The organism is Bacteroides sp. NSJ-48, assembly GCF_014287405.1.
In the GTDB taxonomy this organism is placed as follows: domain Bacteria; phylum Bacteroidota; class Bacteroidia; order Bacteroidales; family Bacteroidaceae; genus Bacteroides; species Bacteroides stercoris.
In genome coordinates, this window is record NZ_JACOOD010000005.1 from 105,549 (window position 1) to 125,699 (window position 20,151).

At 48.3% G+C, this 20,151-nt stretch carries 20 protein-coding genes; 6 read left to right on the forward strand and 14 right to left on the reverse strand.

The annotated features are described in order from the left end of the window. Positions 1–26 precede the first annotated feature (26 nt). From H8S52_RS04010 to H8S52_RS04065, 12 genes are all read right to left on the reverse strand, one after another. Positions 27–485 carry an SPOR domain-containing protein gene (locus H8S52_RS04010; RefSeq protein ID WP_016661573.1) on the reverse strand — a complete coding sequence of 153 codons (459 nt, stop codon included), beginning with the start codon at positions 483–485 and terminating at the stop codon, positions 27–29. Positions 486–581: 96 nt separating this feature from the next. Then, complete coding sequence (gene tpiA / locus H8S52_RS04015; protein WP_005658117.1) at positions 582–1,337, reverse strand: triose-phosphate isomerase; 756 nt, start codon at positions 1,335–1,337, stop codon at positions 582–584. Between the two features lie 46 nt (positions 1,338–1,383). After that, positions 1,384–2,715, reverse strand: a complete 1,332-nt coding sequence (locus H8S52_RS04020; RefSeq protein WP_186909332.1) for a BT_3928 family protein — start codon at positions 2,713–2,715, stop codon at positions 1,384–1,386. Continuing rightward, positions 2,705–3,247: a DUF1599 domain-containing protein gene (locus tag H8S52_RS04025; RefSeq protein ID WP_005658120.1), complete on the reverse strand. Its 543-nt coding sequence runs from the start codon at positions 3,245–3,247 to the stop codon at positions 2,705–2,707. Before H8S52_RS04025 ends, H8S52_RS04020 begins: the two co-directional genes overlap by 11 nt. Positions 3,248–3,368: 121 nt before the next feature. Continuing rightward, positions 3,369–4,238 carry a M23 family metallopeptidase gene (locus H8S52_RS04030; RefSeq protein WP_034535898.1) on the reverse strand — a complete coding sequence of 290 codons (870 nt, stop codon included), beginning with the start codon at positions 4,236–4,238 and terminating at the stop codon, positions 3,369–3,371. 270 nt (positions 4,239–4,508) lie between these two features. After that, complete coding sequence (gene recG, locus H8S52_RS04035) at positions 4,509–6,605, reverse strand: ATP-dependent DNA helicase RecG (protein WP_186909333.1); 2,097 nt, start codon at positions 6,603–6,605, stop codon at positions 4,509–4,511. Next, a complete protein-coding gene (locus H8S52_RS04040; RefSeq protein WP_186909334.1) occupies positions 6,593–7,264 on the reverse strand; it encodes a 2-C-methyl-D-erythritol 4-phosphate cytidylyltransferase in 672 nt (223 codons plus the stop codon). The genes recG and H8S52_RS04040 overlap by 13 nt, the downstream gene beginning before the upstream one ends. A gap of 31 nt (positions 7,265–7,295) precedes the next feature. Next, positions 7,296–7,841, reverse strand: coding sequence for a DJ-1 family glyoxalase III (locus tag H8S52_RS04045; RefSeq protein WP_117985884.1), 546 nt, complete (start codon positions 7,839–7,841; stop codon positions 7,296–7,298). A 14-nt stretch (positions 7,842–7,855) separates the two neighbouring features. Next, on the reverse strand, positions 7,856–8,668 hold the full coding sequence (locus tag H8S52_RS04050) for a cell envelope integrity protein TolA (protein WP_117985885.1): 813 nt from the start codon (positions 8,666–8,668) through the stop codon (positions 7,856–7,858). Between the two features lie 40 nt (positions 8,669–8,708). Beyond that, positions 8,709–9,083 carry a biopolymer transporter ExbD gene (locus H8S52_RS04055; protein WP_005658129.1) on the reverse strand — a complete coding sequence of 125 codons (375 nt, stop codon included), beginning with the start codon at positions 9,081–9,083 and terminating at the stop codon, positions 8,709–8,711. Between the two features lie 69 nt (positions 9,084–9,152). Beyond that, a complete protein-coding gene (locus tag H8S52_RS04060; RefSeq protein ID WP_005658130.1) occupies positions 9,153–9,869 on the reverse strand; it encodes a MotA/TolQ/ExbB proton channel family protein in 717 nt (238 codons plus the stop codon). Then, positions 9,869–10,582: a pyridoxine 5'-phosphate synthase gene (locus tag H8S52_RS04065; RefSeq protein WP_005658132.1), complete on the reverse strand. Its 714-nt coding sequence runs from the start codon at positions 10,580–10,582 to the stop codon at positions 9,869–9,871. Before H8S52_RS04065 ends, H8S52_RS04060 begins: the two co-directional genes overlap by 1 nt. A 103-nt stretch (positions 10,583–10,685) precedes the next feature. Here H8S52_RS04065 and H8S52_RS04070 point away from each other — a divergent pair, with 103 nt between their 5' ends. Continuing rightward, a complete protein-coding gene (locus H8S52_RS04070; protein WP_118086688.1) occupies positions 10,686–11,555 on the forward strand; it encodes an NAD kinase in 870 nt (289 codons plus the stop codon). 110 nt (positions 11,556–11,665) lie between these two features. Here H8S52_RS04070 and mdh read toward each other — a convergent pair whose 3' ends face one another. Further along, on the reverse strand, positions 11,666–12,607 hold the full coding sequence (gene mdh / locus H8S52_RS04075) for a malate dehydrogenase (protein ID WP_005658135.1): 942 nt from the start codon (positions 12,605–12,607) through the stop codon (positions 11,666–11,668). 227 nt (positions 12,608–12,834) lie between these two features. Between mdh and H8S52_RS04080 the strand changes: the two genes are divergently transcribed. The 5 genes from H8S52_RS04080 (at position 12,835) to H8S52_RS04100 (ending at position 18,873) form a co-directional block, all read left to right on the forward strand. Then, a complete protein-coding gene (locus H8S52_RS04080) occupies positions 12,835–13,713 on the forward strand; it encodes a hypothetical protein (protein ID WP_005658137.1) in 879 nt (292 codons plus the stop codon). Between the two features lie 251 nt (positions 13,714–13,964). Further along, positions 13,965–15,452, forward strand: a complete 1,488-nt coding sequence (locus tag H8S52_RS04085; RefSeq protein WP_117902978.1) for a TolC family protein — start codon at positions 13,965–13,967, stop codon at positions 15,450–15,452. A 24-nt stretch (positions 15,453–15,476) separates the two neighbouring features. Next, entirely contained in the window at positions 15,477–16,463 is a 987-nt protein-coding gene (locus H8S52_RS04090) for an HlyD family secretion protein (RefSeq protein WP_162487329.1), read from the forward strand. A gap of 44 nt (positions 16,464–16,507) precedes the next feature. Next, entirely contained in the window at positions 16,508–17,689 is a 1,182-nt protein-coding gene (locus tag H8S52_RS04095; RefSeq protein ID WP_117985903.1) for an ABC transporter permease, read from the forward strand. After that, a complete protein-coding gene (locus H8S52_RS04100) occupies positions 17,689–18,873 on the forward strand; it encodes an ABC transporter permease (RefSeq protein ID WP_117985902.1) in 1,185 nt (394 codons plus the stop codon). Before H8S52_RS04095 ends, H8S52_RS04100 begins: the two co-directional genes overlap by 1 nt. Positions 18,874–18,888: 15 nt before the next feature. Here the strand turns inward: H8S52_RS04100 and H8S52_RS04105 are convergent, their stop codons facing one another. Next, positions 18,889–20,067: a heparin lyase I family protein gene (locus tag H8S52_RS04105; protein ID WP_117941447.1), complete on the reverse strand. Its 1,179-nt coding sequence runs from the start codon at positions 20,065–20,067 to the stop codon at positions 18,889–18,891. Between the last annotated feature and the right edge of the window lie 84 nt (positions 20,068–20,151).

Here is a 20,151-nt window from a genome sequence, read left to right on the forward strand (position 1 = left end):
TGAGGGGGATAATTATGAGTTATGAATTAAAGGGGGATATTTATCTGATCTTTCACGATAGACACTTCCTTGAAAGCACCGGTGGCACGCAGTTGGCGCATCATGGCATCCGCTTCCTCAATGCTACGGAAGTCGCCTGCACGGCACAACCAGCGGGGCGGGTTGAAAGATGTATAAACGGGAAGGTCAGGAAAACGCTCTTTTATATTGGAAGCCACCGAATAGGCTTCATTCTTGGCCTGACGGGTGTTATTACCGGCATATACCTGTACGCGATAGCCCGAACTTTTAATCACTTTCCGGTCGTCCGAACCGGTAGGGATATACTCCGAACCTATCAGTGCCCCGATACGGGCATCCTGATGAATGGACACTTTACCCTGCCCCGGCACATTACGTTCCAGACTCTTTACGATGTTATTCTGCGCCACAGATATAGCGGCAAAGGCAAAACATGCAATTAAAAGCAAACCGAGTTTCTTCATAAAAGAGTGTTTTATACAGTTTTAAAAACAAGCTTTAAACATGAAGAGTCGGAAGTTGGCCTTCCTTTGGATACGGCAACTTCCGGCTCTCTGTTATTAATTAAAAGCGTCGATGATACCCTTGAAGTCAGCAACCTTCAAAGCAGCACCACCAATCAGGCCACCGTCTACATCAGGATTTGCAAACAGTTCCTTTGCATTGGAAGGCTTGCAGCTACCACCGTAGAGGATAGAGCAGTTTTCAGCGATTTCCTTGCCATACTTCTCGGCAACGGCAGAACGAATGAAAGCATGGATTTCCTGTGCCTGTGCCGGAGTAGCAGTCTTGCCTGTACCGATGGCCCAAACCGGTTCGTAAGCCAAGATAATCTTGGAGAAATCTTCGGCAGACAGAGAGAATACAGATGCCAACTGAGCGGCAACCACTTCATTCTGCTTGTTAGCTTCACGTTCTTCCAGCACTTCACCGATACAGAAAATCGGAGTCAGACCGTTGGCCAAAGCCAATTTTACTTTTTCTTCCAGGATTTCCACTGTTTCACCGTAGTAAGCACGACGTTCCGAGTGACCGAGGATTACATACTTGGCACCGGTAGAAGCAACCATAGCGGCTGATACCTCACCTGTATATGCACCAGATTCCTTATCTGCACAGTTTTCTGCACCTACACCGATTTTGGCAGCATCTACCAGCGGAGTAACAGATGCCAGGTGAATAAACGGAGTACAGATGATTACATCACAATTAGGCTTTTCGTTAGCCAACGCTTCATTCAGTTCTTTTGCAAGAGCAATACCCTCCTGAAGGGTTTTGTTCATTTTCCAGTTTCCTGCAACAATGTTTTTTCTCATTTTGTTTTAATTATTAAAAGGGTTGATATATCTGCTATTCAAAGATTTACAATTTGTCATTCTCCCGATTGTCCGAGGATTGGGCGGCTTGCCGCTCCCTGCATTTTCTTTCTCTCCGCTTGATTATCAGAATATCAATGCCGACAACCAGCGTCAAAGGTACAATAAACCACAATAATACGTAGCCAATGGTGTGCAATTTATTTTCCTGTTTCTGCTGTCCCAACTCTAATTTATCCAGACTATCGTTCAGTACATATTCATCGGGAAGTTGGTTATCGCTCCATTTATTCAGGATTGTACCGTCTTTTATCAGCAGCAGGCCGGGATTGGAACGGATAATCGTTTTCAGGGTAATATCATCCATCTGGCAGAACGGGTATTCCGCACCGGTTCTTTCACGCCACATCTCAATTTCTTCATCCGGTGAGGAAGTCAGCGCATAAAAACCGTAGCCGTGCTCCACACTGTAATCATAGATTTCATTGATAAGGTCGATATTGCTATCGTCCGCTTCCTCTATCCGGTGGGCTACCAATAAAAAGGTATATCCTTTGTCGGTCAGTACACTGTCGGTTATATCTTCCCCCGTGCCCAGGCTTATCATGGAGAAGTCATGAATGGGTGGTTCATAGCCTTTTTCTTTCAAGACGGTACGCGTTTCAACAAAAGTCCATGTGCTGTCCGGATAATTATCCAATGTAAACTCCTGTTGCCTGCCGTCTTTCTCCAATACAAAGCGGCTCTCGAATACACTCGGTTTCGCCCCTTCGGGAATCTCCATACCCGCCTTTATATCCGCTCCAATCTTATAAGGGCGGAAGTCCAGTACCGGCAGATATTCCAAACAATAAAAAGAAAGTGCAAAGACAAACAAAAGCGTGTATAAGGACACCATCCATTCTATCTTCAGCGTAACGAAGCGAAACATGAGTTTCCGCTCCCGGAATACCGCTATCGCTGCAATCAGCAATACGATATTCTTCCCGAATGTCTGCCAGTTCGTCAACACCCACGCATCGCCAAAGCATCCGCAGTCGGATACGGGATTTGCCAAAGCAAGATACAAGGTCAACGGAGTCATTACGCTCATCAGGAGAAGCGCCAAGGTCGACGCAATCTTCCGGCGTACACCGAAAAAGAGGAAAACTCCTACACAGAACTCTGCAGATGACAGAATGATGGCAAAAAGTAACGGCAGGTATGTAGGAAACCATGAAATTATACCGAATGCCGCCAGATAATCCTGAATCTTATAAAATGAACCGAGCGGATCGACAGCCTTCACAAATCCGGAGAAGATAAACAACGTTGCCAGCAAAAAACGGCAGGCATTTACCCAGACGAGCTTTATAATATGTTTTTTCTCAGTCTCCAAACTCTATCTTAATCAAACCAAATACGGAATAATTAATCATGTCCATATAGTTGGCATCGACACCTTCCGAAACCAATGTCTGGCCGGACAGACTTTCAATTTGCTTTGTACGGTATATCTTCATCAATATCAAATCCGTATACGAACTGATACGCATACTGCGCCAAGCCTCATCGTAATCATGGTTCTTGGCAAGCATCAATTCCAGCGATTCTTTCGCATATTTATCATACAGGACCATTGCTTCTTCGTTCGTCATATCCGCAGATTCGGCATATCCCAACTCCAGTTGTATCAAACCGATAATACCGTAGTTGACAATCGCAATAAACTCCGAACGGATACCTTCGTCCACCAAAGTCACGCCTTTAGTCTCAATGCTCCGAATACGATTGGCCTTAATGAATATCTGGTCAGTTACGGAAGCCGGGCGAAGAATACGCCATGCAGGACCGTAATCATGAAGTTTCTTAGAGAACAGGTCACGGCAAATGGCGATGACATGCTCAAATTGTTGCTTGGTATCTTTCATATCCTTACAAATAGGCTGCAAATTTAGGAATAATTAAAGAGAAAAGAAAAGAGGGCACTCTAAATTATATTAAAGTGCCCTCTCCTATAGAGATTGTTTACGTTTAGAGAGTATTTCCGTTTTATGAGCAACGCAATACCTGTCCCGGACGGAGAATCGTTCTCCGGGTAATACGGTTCAGCTTGCAAAGCTTGTCGATGCTTGTACCCTGACGGGATGCAATCTTGGATAAGGTATCGCCTTTCTTCACCTTATAGAACAGACCTTCACCCGATGCCATACTGCGAGCCGTACCGGAAGTGCCTTTGGTCTTACGGAACGTATAAGAATCGGCAACAATATCCTGCTTTTCAAAATCGAACATCAATGCAGGGTTAATAGGAATTCCCAGGAAACGGGTTTCAAAGTGGAGGTGAGAGCCGGTAGAACGTCCGGTATTACCGCCCAGTGCAATAGGTTCACCGGCCTTTACCAACTGGTTTATATCAACCAATTGCTTGGACAAATGCCCATAGACCGTTTCCAAACCGTTATCATGACGGATAACGACATATTTACCATATCCGCGACGGCCCTGATTCTTAACGATACGTACCTTACCGTCAAACGCGGCACGGATTGTATCGCCTACATACACTTTAATATCCAAACCGTAATGCGCTCTTCTTCTGCGAGGACGATAACCGAATACATCGGTAATACGGGTATGTTCGGTAGGCATACAGAAGCCTTTCAAATCAAATGTGTAACTTTCCGGCACGATGGCATTACCATAAGCCTGCACAAATTCATTATTCCAGCTCGGATACAAATCCAATCCCGGATATAAAGCCTGTTCTGCACGAATCTGTTTCTGCAGGGCCAATGAATCTACGCTTTTGAGTTTTCTATCAATGGGAGCTTGACGGGCAATCAAATCCTGAGAGAAAGAGTTCAGGCTGATCATCGCCGTTGCCGCTAATAAAGTCGTTCTAATCCAATTAAAGTTCATTCCGTTCCGTCATTCATTTTCGATATTCGTAGAGCGTATCGGCAAATCAACCGTACCTGTTCTTAAGCAAATATCCAGATTGTTTTCAAAAAATTCTCCCAAAGATAACACTTCTCTCTGAAAAGACACACGTGCCGTTAACTATTTTTTCGAAACCGTTTAAAAAGCAACAGGATAAAATAGCAGATAAAACACTAAAAACAAAATACTTACTATTATTTCATGTTTAACAACATAAACCTAAAAACAAAGCATATGTTTAACCGTTTTTCAACTTATCGCCGCCCAATTAACGTTTGTCTTCCGCAAAGCTTTCAGTTGCCGCCACAGTATTTCATGCTCCGGGAGAGAACCATTCGGGTCTTTATCCACAATAGCCTGTGCCACTTCACGGACATATTGCAGCAATTGTCCGTCGCGGGCTATATCCGCTATTTTCAAATCAAAGGCGATGCCGCTCTGCTGGGTTCCTTCCAAATCACCGGGACCACGCAGTTTCAAGTCCGCCTCTGCTATCTCGAAACCATCGTTCGTGCGTACCATAATCTCGATACGTTTCCGGGTATCTTCCGCCAATTTATAACCGGTCACCAGAATACAATAAGACTGGTCGGCTCCGCGCCCTACACGACCACGGAGCTGATGAAGCTGGGAAAGTCCGAAACGTTCGGCATTCTCTATTATCATCACGGAAGCGTTAGGTACATTCACACCGACTTCAATAACCGTGGTGGCAACCATTATCTGCGCCTCGCCGGAAACGAACAACTGCATTTGCGCATCCTTTTCGGCGGGTTTCATTTTCCCGTGCACCTTGCAAACCCTACAATCGGGAAACTCCTCACAGATATGCAGATAGCCTTCTTCCAGGTTCTTGAGGTCAATCTTTTCGCTCTCCTTGATTAAAGGATAAACGATATAGACCTGACGTCCTTCGTCAATCTGTTTGCGCACGGAACGATACAGGCTTACGCGATGGCTGTCGAACTGATGAATGGTGGCAATCGGCTTTCTTCCCGGCGGAAGCTCATCAATGACCGATACATCCAGATCGCCATAAAGCGTCATTGCCAGAGTCCGCGGTATGGGAGTCGCGGTCATGACCAAAATATGAGGCGGCTGTACGCTTTTTGTCCACAAACGGGCACGCTGGGCTACGCCGAAACGGTGCTGTTCGTCGATGACAACCAGTCCCAATGATGCAAAATTCACGGTATCTTCAATGACGGCGTGCGTACCGATAAGTATCTGTACATCTCCTGTCAGCAGGCCGGAAAGAATGGCTTCCCTCCGTTTGCCTTTGATTGAACCGGTCAACAGTTCAACCCGTACATCCATTCCGTACAATAGTTCGCGAATCGTTTCGTAGTGTTGGTTTGCCAATATTTCGGTAGGCGCCATCATACATGCCTGATAACCGTTATCAAGCGCAATCAGCATACTCATCAACGCAACCAATGTCTTTCCGCTCCCCACATCTCCCTGCAAAAGACGGTTCATCTGCCTGCCCGCACCCAAGTCCCGGCGTATCTCCTTCAACACGCGTTTCTGAGCGTTCGTCAACTCAAAAGGAAGATTGCGGGAATAAAAGCCGTTGAATATATCCCCCACTTTCTCAAAAACATACCCCCGGTATTTGCGCTGCCTGTCTTTGGCATAACGCAGTATGTTCAACTGGACATAGAACAGTTCCTCGAATTTCAGGCGGTACTCCGCTTTTCGCAGCACATCCGGACCGGACGGGAAATGGATATTCATCAAAGCATCCGTCAGCGGCATCAGATGGTGCTCTGCCAGCAGGGCGGGAGAAAGCGTTTCGGGCAGAGGTTCGTTCAACTGCCCGACGAGGCTTTTCATCATCTTCTCGATGGCGTGCGAGTTGAGCGAGCTTCGCTTCATCTTCTCCGTCGTATTGTAATAGGGCTGCAACCCCATGGCAGAAAGCTTCAGTTCGGAAGCCGAGTCTATGTCCGGATGCGCAATGTTTACCCTGCCGTTAAACACCGTAGGCTTACCGAATACGATATATTCCTGATGAACCTTGTACTTCCCTATCAGATATTTGATGCCTTGAAACCAAATCAGGTCGACTATCCCCGTACCGTCCGAAAAGTGAGCTATCAGCCGCCGTTGCCGTCCTTCACCCGCCGTTTCAAAGCCTAAGATTTCGCCTTTCAACTGGATATAAGGCATTGCACCGTCTATTTCACGGATGCGATAGATGCGGCTGCGGTCTACGTATTTATAAGGAAAATAATACAATAAATCATGGAAGGAAAAGATGCCCAATTCCTTATTGAGCACCGAAGCACGCTGCGGCCCGACGCCCGACAGATATTTTATGTCACGCGTAGTTAAATCGAACATGAGTCCAAAAGGGCAGCAGCTATTTTCAAATCAAAGGAAGTGGTTATCTTTATGTTTTCCCGGTTACCTTCTGTCAGATAAACGGGCTTGCCCAATGCCTCGACCACCGAGGCATCATCCGTGAAATGCGAAGTATAAGGCTGCTCATAAGCCTGTTTCAGCAAATCCGCATCAAACACCTGCGGAGTCTGTACCAGCTTGTATGCGTCGCGGCTGACAGTTTCACTTCCTTCGCCAACCAAATGACGCACCGTCTCCACCACATCCGTCACAGGAATCACCGCCTGCTTCCCGGCAGCCAGGGAGTAACAACGGGCTATAACCTCCTGAGCCACAAAAGGGCGTACCCCGTCATGCACTCCGACCAAACCAGGTGTTGTAACAAATGCCAGTCCGCTCTTCACCGAATGAAAGCGTGTTTCTCCGCCGTCCGCGATTTGATGAGGAATTGAAAAACCATGTTTCCGGCACAACTCATTCCAGTAAGCCTGCTGGTTGCATGGAAGCACTAATATTATCCGTATCTCCGGGCTGTACGCATAAAAGGCCTCTATGGTACGCATCAATACAGGCTTTCCCCCTATCGGAAGAAATTGTTTGGGAAGTTCGCATCCCATGCGCAAACCTTTACCGCCGGCTACAATCAGAACATACTTCATTGGATTCACACAGCCTCTTCATAAATTACAATCAGACAATCATCGCCTCTTTCAATTCGGCAACTTTATCCTTGCCCTGCAGCAATTCCACTACTGCCAAAGCAAACTCCATGGCAGCGCCCGGACCTTTTCCTGTAATGATATTGCCGTCTTTTTCCACCATCGCTCCAGTGCAGTCGGCACCCTCCAGATATTGTTCAAAACCCGGATAGCAAGTAGCTTTCTTACCTTTCAACAGTCCCAGTTTGCCGAGCACCATAGGAGCGGCGCAAATGGCTGCAATCGGTTTGTTTTCTTTGGCAAAGCGTAAAATCAGTCTGCGCAAGTCATCGCACTTCTCCAAAGTGGCCGCACCCGGCATACCGCCCGGAAGCAATATCAAATCAGCGTCGAAAAAGTCACAGTTCACGATATTCTTGTCACAAAGCACCGGTACGCTATGAGCGCCCTTCACAATCTCGTCAGGAGTAACCGTAATCATTTCCACATTCAACCCCGCACGTCTCATTACATCGACCGAAGTGAAAGCCTCTATTTCTTCAAAACCGTCTGCAAAAAACACATAAACTGTACCCATAATAGTTTCTCCTCTTATTTTAGATTAAAATAATATGTAATCGTCCCCGTCTGGTTACTCAACCCGCTTACCGTATTGAACCTCGCTTTCTTCGCCGCGTCTTCGGCAGCTTTCCGCAAGGCGGGGTTTACGGTATTCGTCTGGCGGTTGATGCTGGTGCCGATAACCTGCCCGGCAGGATTTACGGTAATGGTAACCACCACTTTTCCCTCATCCTGCACATTATATACGGGACGCGGCAATCCGCCCTCGCCTATGGAGCGTCCGCCAAGGTTAAAGGTACCGTATCCGCCCGTCCCGGCAGTTGCCCCTTCCGAAGAGTTTCCCGTAGGACTTCCCTGCACACCGGTTCCTTCCGTAGCACCCTTGCTGCCCATTTGCGCACCTTTGCCGAAAGCTCCCGCTACACGTTTGCGGGCAGCTTCTTCGGCTGCCTTCCGTTCACGCTCCGCTTTTTCCGCAGCCAGCTTACGCGCCTCTTCGGCTTTCTCGGCAGCGCTCTTTTCGGGTTTCTTCACCTCTTTCTTCTTTTCTTCCGCCTTAGGCTTTATGGCAACGGTTTCTTCATCTTCCTGCGTCAGCATCTCCTGATCCGCCTCTTCCGGCATTTCCGGAGCGGCCTCTTCCGGCATCGTCTCCACTTCAACCAAAGAAGGGTCAGCAGCACCCCACGCATCGGGCGTTTCTCCCATCATCACGGGCACACCGCCTTCCTCCGACTGTTCGGGCAAGGTAAATCCCACCAGTATCAAAAGGGCAATGACAACAACGTGCACCAACAGCGCACCTGCCAATCCTATATATTTTCCTTTCTTCTTCCGATTCACCGTTCCGACTTACGATTTAGCTATTTACGGTTAACACCGTTTACTTATTCTCAGGCGGGCGTGTAGCCAGCACCATCTTGAAATGATTCTCATTAGCGATATTCAGCACCTTCACAATTTCCCGATAGGGGACGGACTCATCGGCATACAATGCCACATACATTTCGGGCTCTTTCGCTGCGCACGATTGCAGAAAAGGAGTCAGCTCGTCCAAAGCCAGCGCCTGTTCCTTATCATTACCGAAAGCGGCGTAGTAGTTCAAGTCCTTATCAATGATAACCCTTGTCAGCGGCTTGGCGGATGTCTGCTGTTTTCCCTGCGGAAGCAATACCTTGATTGCATTCGGTGATACTACCGTAGAAGTAATCATAAAGAAAATCAACAGCAGGAATATAACATCCGTCATGGACGCCATACTGAAATTGGGTGATATTTTTGCTCTACGTTGTAACACGGTCGTTGTTTCTGATTTATAAATTATGATTTATTTGGCAGGCTCGTTCAGCAAGTCCATGAAGGCCATTGTCTTGGCTTCCATTTTATTTACCACACCGTCCACCAGCGTCACCAGGTAATTGTAGGCGAACATGGCGATGATGCCCACAATCAGACCGCCTACCGTAGTAATCATGGCCTCGTATATACCGCCGGAAAGCAGGGTGATGTCGATATTATTACCGGCATTCGCCATTTCAAAGAAAGCACGCACCATACCGGTCACCGTACCCAGGAAACCAATCATCGGAGCGCCGCCCGAAATGGTAGCCATGATGGTCAGCCCCTTTTCCAGTTTCGCCACTTCGATGTTGCCGACATTCTCTATGGCTGCCTGCACATCATTCACCGGGCGTCCCAACCGGCTGATACCTTTCTCTATCATCCGTGCCGAAGGCGTATCCACACTGCGGCAATAGGCAATGGCGGCCTTAATCTCACCACCCAGAATATAATCCTTGATCTTATCCATAAACATAGGGTCTTCCTTGCCCGCCTTACGGATAACGTAATTGCGCTCGAACAGAATATAGAAGCACACTACGGAGAGTACTCCGAGCACTACCATAATCCAACCACCCTTGACAGCCATGCTCCACAGGTTCATTTCATCGGGAGCGGCAATGGGAGTAAGTACCGGATTGGCGCCGGCAACAGAATCGGCCAACGCCGGAGCCACTTGGGCCAATAACAACATAAGATTCATCAGCGGAGACAGTTTTTATATTCCTGAATGGTACGTTCCAATCCCAGATACAAAGCATCGCTAATCAGCGCATGACCGATAGAGACCTCATCCAGCCAGGGTATGTTTTTATAGAAATAATTCAGATTTTCCAGACTCAGGTCATGGCCTGCATTCAGTCCCAGTCCCAGGCTGCGCGCCGTTCTGGCTGCTTCCACAAAAGGAGCTACCGCAGCTTCCGGATTTTTAGGGAATGCCGTAGCATAGGGCTCGGTATAGAGTTCCACCCGGTCGGCACCGGCTTTGGCGGCATACTCTATCATCTCTGCATCGGTAGACACGAATACCGACGTACGGATACCGGCGGTATTGAACGCTTCCAGCACTTCGGTCAGAAACTCCAGATTGGCTTTCGTGTCCCAGCCGGAGTTGGAAGTCAACTGAGTGGGGCTATCCGGAACCAACGTTACCTGATGCGGTTTCACTTTCAGCACCAAGTCGATAAATTCGGGTGCGGGATATCCCTCTATATTAAACTCCGTGCGCAACAACGGACGCAGGTCGTAAACATCGCTCTTACGGATATGTCTTTCATCGGGACGCGGATGCACCGTTATACCGTCGGCTCCAAAACTCTCGCAATCCAACGCCACTTTTACAACATTAGGCACATTTCCTCCACGTGCGTTACGCAATGTCGCTACTTTATTAATATTTACACTTAATCTAGTCATAATTCGGCTTATAGTTTGGGGCAAAAGTACAAATAATAGCAATATGTTGGCAGCATTCTGAGAAAAAAACTATTTTTGCATCTTACAAAAACAGAAAACAATTATGAAATTTGCCATATTCGGAAATACCTACCAGGCGAAAAAGTCATCGCATGCCGAAAATCTTTTCCGCCTGCTGGCTCAGCATCAGGCACAACTCTGTGTCTGCCGCGAGTTCTATAATTTCCTGACTTCCGACCTACATCTCAACATTCCGCCCGCCGAATTGTTCGACGGTAACGATTTCCGCGCCGATATGATTATCAGCATCGGCGGTGACGGCACGTTTTTGAAAGCTGCCAGCCGTGTAGGCAAGAAAAACATTCCTATTCTGGGCATCAATACGGGACGCCTCGGCTTTCTGGCCGACATATCGCCCGAAGAAATGGAAGAAACGATTGACGAAATCTACAACAACCACTATAAAGTAGAGGAACGCAGCGTATTGCAGTTGAAGTGCGATGATGAAAAACTGATGGAATATCCGTACGCCCTCAATGAAATAGCCGTACTGAAACGCGACAGTTCATCCATGATAAGCATCCATACCGCCATCAACGGAGCACACCTCACCACTTATCAGGCCGACGGACTGGTCATTGCCACCCCTACCGGCTCCACCGCCTATTCGCTAAGTGTGGGCGGCCCGGTCATCGTGCCTCACAGCAAGACCATCGCCATCACTCCCGTTGCCCCTCACAGCCTGAATGTACGTCCCATTGTCATCTGCGACGACTGGGAAATCACGCTCGATGTGGAAAGCCGCAGCCACAACTTCCTCGTAGCCATCGACGGACGGAGCGAATCGTGCAAGGAGACTACGCGGCTCACTATTTCACGTGCGGACTATTCCATAAAGGTAGTGAAACGTTTCAATCACATCTTTTTCGATACGTTGCGGAATAAAATGATGTGGGGAGCGGATGTGAGATAACTCCCACGAGGGTATGTCCAAAGATAGTAAAAACGCAAAAGCCCCGCGACTTTCCCTTTCCGGCAAAAGTCTGCGAGGCTTTACTTATTATATTCCAGGTCGTCTCCCGATTAGAGAGCGCCTACTTCTTTCAGAGCAGCATTTGTCTTGTGAACGGCAGCGGCGCTGGCAGCGAATTTAGCTTTTTCGTCAGCGTTCAGTTCCAGTTCAACAATCTTTTCGATACCGTTCTTGCCAAGGATAACGGGAACACCGATGCAGATATCCGATTCGCCGTATTCACCTTCCAGATATACCGAGCAAGGAATCATCTTCTTCTGGTTGTGGATGATAGATTCAACCACATAAGCACCTGCCGCACCCGGAGCATACCATGCAGAAGTACCCAGCAACTTAGTCAGCGTAGCGCCGCCTACCATAGTGGAAGCAACTACTTCGTCCAGTTTTTCCGCGCTCAACAGCGTGCTTACCGGCTGGCCTTTGTACGTAGCCAGACGAGCCAGAGGAATCATGGTAGTATCACCGTGACCGCCGATAACCATACCTTCTACTTCGTTGGCATTGCAGCCCAAAGCCTGAGACAGGAAGTATTTGAAACGAGAGCTGTCCAAAGCGCCGCCCATACCAATGATACGGTTCTTGGGGATACCCAGAGATTTCAAAGACAGATAAGTCATAGTGTCCATCGGATTGGAGATAACCACGAGGATAGCGTTGGGAGAATATTTCAGAATGTTCTGCGCAACCGACTTAACGATGCCTGCATTCACACCAATCAACTCTTCGCGGGTCATACCCGGCTTACGGGGAATACCGGAAGTGATTACCACAACGTCGGAGTTAGCAGTCTTCTCATAATCGTTGGTACAACCTACAACAGTGGTATCGAAGCCCAACAGTTGAGCAGTCTGCATCATATCCATTGCTTTACCCTCTGAAACGCCTTCTTTAACATCCAGCATTACCACTTCGTCAGCCACTTCATTAAAGGCTAACACATTAGCGCATGTAGCACCTACGTTACCTGCACCTACTACGGTTACTTTTGACATAATTTCTAAAGTTTTTGTTTATTAGTGTTCTATAAAGTTGCTACAAAAATACAACGACATTCCTGATTAAAGAAATATTTCCGTAATAATTTTAGTTAAATGAAGAATTTGATTGGGGTTAGTGATTAGCGATTAGTGATTAATGATTATTTTTGCGGCGATTTACGATTATAGAGGGAAGCACCCGTCTGTCAATCACCAATCATTAACCACTAAACACTATCAAAATGGCCAACAAGAAAAATACGCTTCAGGTTGTTGTCGGAAGCATTCTGATACTATTATTAATAGGTGTTACCGTATTGCTGATTTCAGAAAAACGCGCCAACAACGAGTTGGTGCAGGAATTCAACCTGGAAAAGGAAGACCTGGAAAACCAGTACACCGACTTCGCCAAGCAGTACGATGAATTGAAACTCACCGTATCCAACGACTCCCTTTCCGTCCTTTTGGAGCAGGAACAACTAAAAACGCAGCGTTTGCTGGAAGAGCTCCGTACCGTAAAAAGTACTAATGCCACCGAAATACGCCGCTTGAAGAAAGAACTGGCAACCCTGCGTAAAGTAATGATAGGCTATATCAACCAGATAGACTCCCTGAGCCGCCTCACTACCCATCAGAAAGAGGTGATAGCTGATGTTACCCGCAAATACAACGTCGCTTCGCAACAAATCAGCAGCCTTGCCGAGGAAAAGAAAAACCTGAATAAGAAAGTGACGCTTGCGGCCCAACTCGATGCAACGAACATCAACATCTTTGCCGCCAACAAGCGGGGCAAGAAAGCCAAAAAGGTAAAAGACGTCGTCAAGCTGAAAATCAACTTCACAATCGTCAAGAACATAACTGCCGAAACAGGCGAACGCACCCTCTACGTCCGTATCACCAAACCGGACAACGGCGTATTGAGCAAAAGCGATTCCAATACATTTCCCTATGAAAACCGCGAACTGGTATATTCCATCAAGAAATATATAGAATATAACGGCGAGGAACAGAACGTAACGGTGTATTGGGATGTCGAAGAGTTCCTGTACGCAGGAAGCTACCGTGTAGACATATTCTCGGACGGAACGCTTATCGGTTCACAGTCGTTCAATCTGGATTGATTCGGATGATTCGGATTAATTCGGACAGAAGAACAAAAGAACAAATTTGAGGTGTGTCAAAACTAAAATTTGTTCTTTTGTTCTTCTGTCTGAAAAAGATTGTTTTTCTGTTTCTTCCCCTCCCTTAAATCAAAAAATCCGCAATTTATTTTGTAATATCATTGAAACCCTATACATTTGCATCGTTGTTTATGCAATTATTGTTGCTTCATAAAACAATATTTCCACAACATTTACAATGTATAGATACAATGAAAAAGTTCTTCTGTTTCATCTACTTGACCTGCCTGATGCTGCCAACGAGCGCGCAGGGCATCCTGAGCCTGGATAGTTGCCGTGCACTGGCCGTAGCCAACAATAAGGAGTTGCTGATAAGCCGCGAGAAAATCAATGCGGCGCACTACCGTAAAAAAGAAGCATTTACAAACTATCTGCCCAAGATTTCCGCTACCGGCGGATATATGCGCAACCAAAAAGAGTTTTCCTTATTGAACGATGCACAGAAAGGTGCGCTCGGCAGTGTAGGAACACAGGTTAGCGGCGCGTTGCAAAACGGAATCCAGGGAATGATGACCCAATACCCGCAACTGGCACAGAACCCGCAATTCATGGCACTTGTGCAATCATTGGGCAATATAGACATTGCCACCCCGCTCAACGGATTGGGACAATCGCTCGTAGATGCCTTCCGCACCGACACACGCAATATGTATGCCGGAGCGCTGACGCTGACCCAACCTCTCTATATGGGCGGTAAGATACGCGCCTACAACAAGATAACCAGATATGCCGAAGAGCTGGCACGCCAGCAGCACAACAGCGGAATGCAGGAAGTAATTCTGAGCACCGACCAGGCATACTGGCAAGTGGTGTCTCTCGCCAACAAGAAGAAACTGGCAGAAGGCTATCTCGAACTCCTGCAAAAACTGGAAAGTGACATAGACAAGATGATTGCCGAAGGAGTGGCGACCAAAGCGGACGGACTGTCGGTAAAAGTCAAAGTGAACGAAGCCGAAATGACACTGACAAAAGTAAACGACGGTTTGAGCCTTTCCAGAATGTTGCTATGCCAACTATGCGGATTAGACCTTTCCACTCCCGTCACTCTGGCAGACGAGCAGGAAGACGACCTGCTCCCCACCCCGGCCGACAACAGCAGCATTGACATGAATAGTGTATATGCCACACGCCCAGAAGTGCGCAGCCTGGAACTCGCCGCACAAATCTATAAGCAGAAAGTGAACGTGACCCGTTCGGAATTCCTGCCGTCCGTAGCACTCATCGGAAACTATATGGCAACCAATCCGTCCGTATTCAACAGCTTCGAAAACAAGTTCAAGGGCATGTGGAACGTAGGCGTCATGGTCAGCATACCTGTCTGGCACTGGGGAGAAGGCATCTACAAGGTAAAAGCCGCCAAGTCCGAAGCACGCATCAGCCGATACCAACTGGACGATGCCAAAGAAAAGATAGAACTGCAGGTCAGCCAATCGGTTTTCAAGGTAAACGAGGCTGCCAAGAAACTTATCATGGCGGAGAAGAACCTGGAAAAGGCTGATGAGAACCTGCGCTATGCCACTCTCGGATTCGAGGAAGGAGTTATCCCGGCAAGCAATGTATTGGAAGCCCACACCGCCTGGTTGTCCGCCCAATCGGAAAAGATAGATGCGCAGATAGACGTGAAGCTGACGGAAATCTATCTGAAGAAAGCAACGGGAAGTCTGAATATCGAGAATTAGAAACTGAAATCATAAATTACAATAATGGATACAAAATCACAAAACAGTAACATGTTGCTGGCATTCCTCACTCTGACGGGAGTAATCGCCATCGTTGCCCTCGTAGGTTTCTTCATGCTGCGCAAAGGGCCGGAAATCATACAAGGGCAGGCCGAAGTAACAGAATATCGCGTATCGAGCAAAGTACCGGGACGTATCCTGGAGTTCCGGGTGAAAGAGGGACAGAGCGTACAGGCGGGAGATACGCTTGCCATTCTCGAAGCTCCGGATGTGCAGGCAAAACTGGAACAGGCCCGTGCTGCCGAAGCCGCCGCACAAGCCCAAAACGAAAAAGCCTTGAAAGGCGCTCGCCAGGAACAGATACAGGCAGCTTATGAAATGTGGCAAAAAGCCCGGGCAGGACTTGCCATTGCCGAAAAATCGTACAAACGCGTAAAGAACCTGCACGACCAGGGAGTGATGTCCGCACAGAAGCTGGACGAAGTTACCGCCCAGCGCGATGCCGCACAAGCCACTGAAAAAGCCGCACAAGCTCAGTACACTATGGCGAAGAACGGCGCAGAACGCGAGGACAAGGCTGCCGCAGCCGCCCTGGTAGAGCGTGCGAAAGGTGCTGTTGCCGAAGTGGAATCATACATCAGGGAAACCTGCCTGATAGCGCAGACTGCCGGAGAGGTTTCCGAAATATTCCCCAAAACAGGCGAACTGGTAGGCACAGGCGCCCCCATCATGAACATTGCCGTTATGGACGATATGTGGGTCACTTTCAACGTGCGCGAGGATTTATTGCAGGGACTGGGCATGGGAACCGAATTTGAAGCTTTCATCCCCGCCCTCGACAGGAACATCCGCCTGAAAGTATACTACCTGAAAGACCTCGGCACATACGCCGCCTGGAAAGCTACCAAAACAACCGGACAGTTCGACTTAAAGACATTTGAAGTCAAGGCATCTCCACTGGAGAAGACAGAAGGCCTGCGTCCGGGTATGAGCGTGATATTGAATAAGTGACAAGATTGCATAAGGTTGTAAAACAATAAGGTGACAGAGTGATAATGGAGAAGAAAAACAACAAATACATGGCCCTGCTGAATGTGATAAAACGCGAGTTGCGACGGCTCGTTTCGCGCCCGCTATACCTATTCTGCATGGTCATAGCACCTCTGTTCTGCTATATATTCTTCACAACGCTAATGGATTCCGGCTTGCCTACCGACATGCCCGTCGGCGTGGTAGACCGGGACATGACCGCCACTTCACGCCAATTGGTGCGCAACCTGGATGCTTTTGAGCAAACCGCCGTCGTAGCCCGCTATCCCAATATTTCCGATGCACGCATCGCCATGCAGAAAGGAGAGATTTACGGCTTCTACTACATCCCCGAAGGAACAGCCGCCAAAGCACAGGCACAACGGCAGCCTAAAGTATCTTTCTACACCAACAATACGTTGCTCATAGCCGGTTCACTGCTCTTTAAAGACATGAAGATGATGAGCGAACTGGCATCGGGAGCCGCCGCACGCACCGCACTATACGCCAAAGGCGCAACGGAAGAGCAGGCAATGGCATTCCTGCAACCGATTGTCATCGATACCCATCCGCTGAACAATCCGTGGCTGAATTACTCCGTATACCTGTGCAACACTTTCGCTCCGGGCGTACTGATGCTGCTTATCTTTATGATAACCGTCTACTCCATCGGGGTGGAAATCAAGGACCGTACCGCCCGCGAATGGTTGCGCACGGGCAACGATTCCATCTGGATATCCCTTGCCGGAAAGCTGCTGCCGCATACAGCCGTATTCTTCCTTATGGGAATCTTATACAACACATACCTGTACGGTTTCCTGCATTTCCCCTGCAACAGCGGGATACTGCCGATGCTGCTCGCCACGCTCTGCCTGGTGCTGGCATCGCAAGGAATGGGCATACTGATGATAGGTACTCTGCCCACCCTGCGTCTGGGACTCAGCTTTGCTTCCCTATGGGGCGTACTGTCGTTCTCCATGTGCGGACTGTCATTTCCCGCCATGGCGATGCATCCCGTACTGCAAGGCCTGGCAAACCTGTTTCCCCTGCGCCATTACTTCCTTATCTACGCAGACCAGGCCCTGAACGGCTATCCCATGATTTACTCGTGGATGAACTATGTGGCACTGCTTGTTTTCATGATGCTTCCTTTCCTTGTGGCCCGCAGGCTGAAAGAAGCATTGATACACTATAAATACCTACCCTGATGAAACAGATTACCTTCAAACAGAAAGTAGTACAAGGCATATACGACCTGTTCTATGTATGGAAGCAGGAATTACGCAACCTCTTTCGCGATCAGGGTGTGCTGATATTCTTTGTACTCGTTCCGTTGACATATCCTTTGATATACTCGTTCATCTATACCAACGAAACAGTCCGTGAAGTGCCTGCCGTGGTGGTGGACAACTCGCGCAGTTCCCTGAGCCGGGAATATCTGAGGAAAGTGGACGCCAGTCCCGAAACAAGCATCGTGGCGCATTGCGCCGATATGGAAGAAGCCAGACTCATGCTGAAAGAGCGCAAGGCATACGGCATCATCTACATACCCTCCGGTTTCAGCGATGACATAGTCCGGGGCAAACAGACGCAAGTCAGCATTTTCTGCGACATGAGCGGACTGCTCTATTACAAGGCATTGCTCACTGCCAACACCAACGTATCGCTCGCCATGAATGCGGATATTAAAATGGAACGTGCCGGCAATACTACCGCCCGCCAGGATGAAATAACAGCCTACCCCATCGAGTATGAGGACATAGCCATCTTCAACCCCACCAACGGGTTTGCCGCCTTCCTGATACCTGCCGTACTCATACTGATTATACAGCAGACACTGCTGCTGGGTATCGGTCTGGCTGCCGGAACAGCCCGCGAGCAAAACCGGTTCAAAGGACTGATTCCTGACGACCCTCATTACAACGGAACACTCCGTATCGTCATGGGAAAAGGATTGAGTTATTTTATGGTCTACTCGCTGGTAGCCGTGTACATACTATGTGTAGTACCGCGCCTTTTCAGCCTCAACCAGATAGCAATTCCCAGTGTGCTGGCTCTGTTTGCCCTGCCCTACCTGACAGCCTGCATCTTCTTTGCAATGACAGCATCCATTGCCATACGCAACCGGGAAACCTGTATGTTATTGTTTGTGTTTACTTCCGTACCGCTATTATTCCTCTCCGGCATCTCCTGGCCGGGCGCCGCAATGCCCGAATTCTGGAAGTATTTTTCCTATATCTTCCCTTCCACTTTCGGAATCAACGGCTATGTACGCATCAACAGCATGGGAGCCACCCTCAACGAAGTAGCCTTCGAGTATCAGGCCCTATGGATACAAACCGGAATTTACTTCCTCACCACCTGCCTCGTCTACCAGAGAAAGAGAGGTTAGCGATTAGTGTTATCACTAATCCCTAACCGCTAACCTATAGCATACCGGCACTGTGCTGTTGCCTACGCGATAGATGCCGAACTTGAAGTAGTAGCCGTCGTCGTCGTTGCGTCCTATCAGGATTTCTTCGTTATTCACGATATGCTCTTTAACGGTTTTCTTTTTGTCGGCATACTCCATCTGCACATCCAGCTTACCCGGTTTCACGATGGTTTCGGCTTCCTTGCCGTAGGTGGTCCAGTCGATATGAATGCGGAAAGTCACCCAGCAATCTTTGGGGAAGTCGGCAAAAGGCATTTTATAGGCTATCGTAGAAGCCTTGTATTCGGAAGTAACGGGCTTCATTATCGGAGTTTTTTCCGGATTGGCATTGCAACGGTCGTCTTTGTCGGTCAGCCAGCGGCGGTCCGAATTGGCCTTGATGTAGAACCAGCCGCCGGAAAATCCGAAAGCCAGCGGCGGATAACCACCCTGCTCTACCAGCCAGCCGTTTTTCTTTCCTGCCTTATAAACAGGATTTCCCTTTTTATCTTTCACCGGATTTCCCTGCTTATCCAACTTCGCCACCTTTTCATACCCGGTATTCTTCTTGAAGATAGTAGTCTTATCCAGCTCTATGAACTCGTCAACGGTCAGCTTCTTCACCTCACCCGCAGGAGTCTGCACAAGCGTGCGGTCGGGCATGCCGTGCCATTGGGCAAAAATGGTGGACACATTGCTGTCCAAATCAGACGGGATATATACGGAGAACTCATAGTCGCGCGAAGCCCCTTGCGGACAAATGCCTTTTCCGTGATGATATACGGTTTTCGTAATTTGCGCTTTCCGGTAAGCATCCGCCGGCAGTCCGTTAAAATCCGCCGAAGTGGCATAACAATAAGAAAGCTCGGCGCGGCCTTTGGTTTCTCCCTTGCCGTATCCCTCCAATGTATTGTCCTCCCGACGCAGTTCGAAACGGTAAGAAGGCTTGCCGTTGAACAGACATGTAAAATCCCGCTGAATCGCGTGTTTCTTCTTTGCACCGACAGCCACCCAGCGACCGTCTATAATCTGGTCGATACGTGCAGAGTCTGCCTGAACATTCACCCGTTCGGTCAGGGGAACCAACGTTTCAGCGCCTTTGGTTTGTGCGGTCAGCGTTGCCATGCACCCCGCTGCCGTCACCATGCAGATAGCAAAAATGTTTTTCTTCATCCTTATTTGATATTAAACTTAAAAACGATGCGGCAAAAGTACGAAAGCTGCGCCTCACACCTATCCCCTATTTGTTTCGGAAAA

Excerpts from the sequence above, each read along its gene's own strand:
- H8S52_RS04010 (WP_016661573.1), bottom strand. The coding sequence starts at position 485 with ATGAAGAAACTCGGTTTGCTTTTAATTGCATGTTTTGCCTTTGCCGCT.
- tpiA (WP_005658117.1), bottom strand. The coding sequence starts at position 1,337 with ATGAGAAAAAACATTGTTGCAGGAAACTGGAAAATGAACAAAACCCTT.
- H8S52_RS04025 (WP_005658120.1), bottom strand. The coding sequence starts at position 3,247 with ATGAAAGATACCAAGCAACAATTTGAGCATGTCATCGCCATTTGCCGT.
- H8S52_RS04030 (WP_034535898.1), bottom strand. The coding sequence starts at position 4,238 with ATGAACTTTAATTGGATTAGAACGACTTTATTAGCGGCAACGGCGATG.
- recG (WP_186909333.1), bottom strand. The coding sequence starts at position 6,605 with ATGTTCGATTTAACTACGCGTGACATAAAATATCTGTCGGGCGTCGGG.
- H8S52_RS04040 (WP_186909334.1), bottom strand. The coding sequence starts at position 7,264 with ATGAAGTATGTTCTGATTGTAGCCGGCGGTAAAGGTTTGCGCATGGGA.
- H8S52_RS04045 (WP_117985884.1), bottom strand. The coding sequence starts at position 7,841 with ATGGGTACAGTTTATGTGTTTTTTGCAGACGGTTTTGAAGAAATAGAG.
- H8S52_RS04055 (WP_005658129.1), bottom strand. The coding sequence starts at position 9,083 with ATGGCGTCCATGACGGATGTTATATTCCTGCTGTTGATTTTCTTTATG.
- H8S52_RS04060 (WP_005658130.1), bottom strand. The coding sequence starts at position 9,869 with ATGAATCTTATGTTGTTATTGGCCCAAGTGGCTCCGGCGTTGGCCGAT.
- H8S52_RS04065 (WP_005658132.1), bottom strand. The coding sequence starts at position 10,582 with ATGACTAGATTAAGTGTAAATATTAATAAAGTAGCGACATTGCGTAAC.
- H8S52_RS04070 (WP_118086688.1), top strand. The coding sequence starts at position 10,686 with ATGAAATTTGCCATATTCGGAAATACCTACCAGGCGAAAAAGTCATCG.
- mdh (WP_005658135.1), bottom strand. The coding sequence starts at position 12,607 with ATGTCAAAAGTAACCGTAGTAGGTGCAGGTAACGTAGGTGCTACATGC.
- H8S52_RS04080 (WP_005658137.1), top strand. The coding sequence starts at position 12,835 with ATGGCCAACAAGAAAAATACGCTTCAGGTTGTTGTCGGAAGCATTCTG.
- H8S52_RS04085 (WP_117902978.1), top strand. The coding sequence starts at position 13,965 with ATGAAAAAGTTCTTCTGTTTCATCTACTTGACCTGCCTGATGCTGCCA.
- H8S52_RS04090 (WP_162487329.1), top strand. The coding sequence starts at position 15,477 with ATGGATACAAAATCACAAAACAGTAACATGTTGCTGGCATTCCTCACT.
- H8S52_RS04095 (WP_117985903.1), top strand. The coding sequence starts at position 16,508 with ATGGAGAAGAAAAACAACAAATACATGGCCCTGCTGAATGTGATAAAA.
- H8S52_RS04100 (WP_117985902.1), top strand. The coding sequence starts at position 17,689 with ATGAAACAGATTACCTTCAAACAGAAAGTAGTACAAGGCATATACGAC.
- H8S52_RS04105 (WP_117941447.1), bottom strand. The coding sequence starts at position 20,067 with ATGAAGAAAAACATTTTTGCTATCTGCATGGTGACGGCAGCGGGGTGC.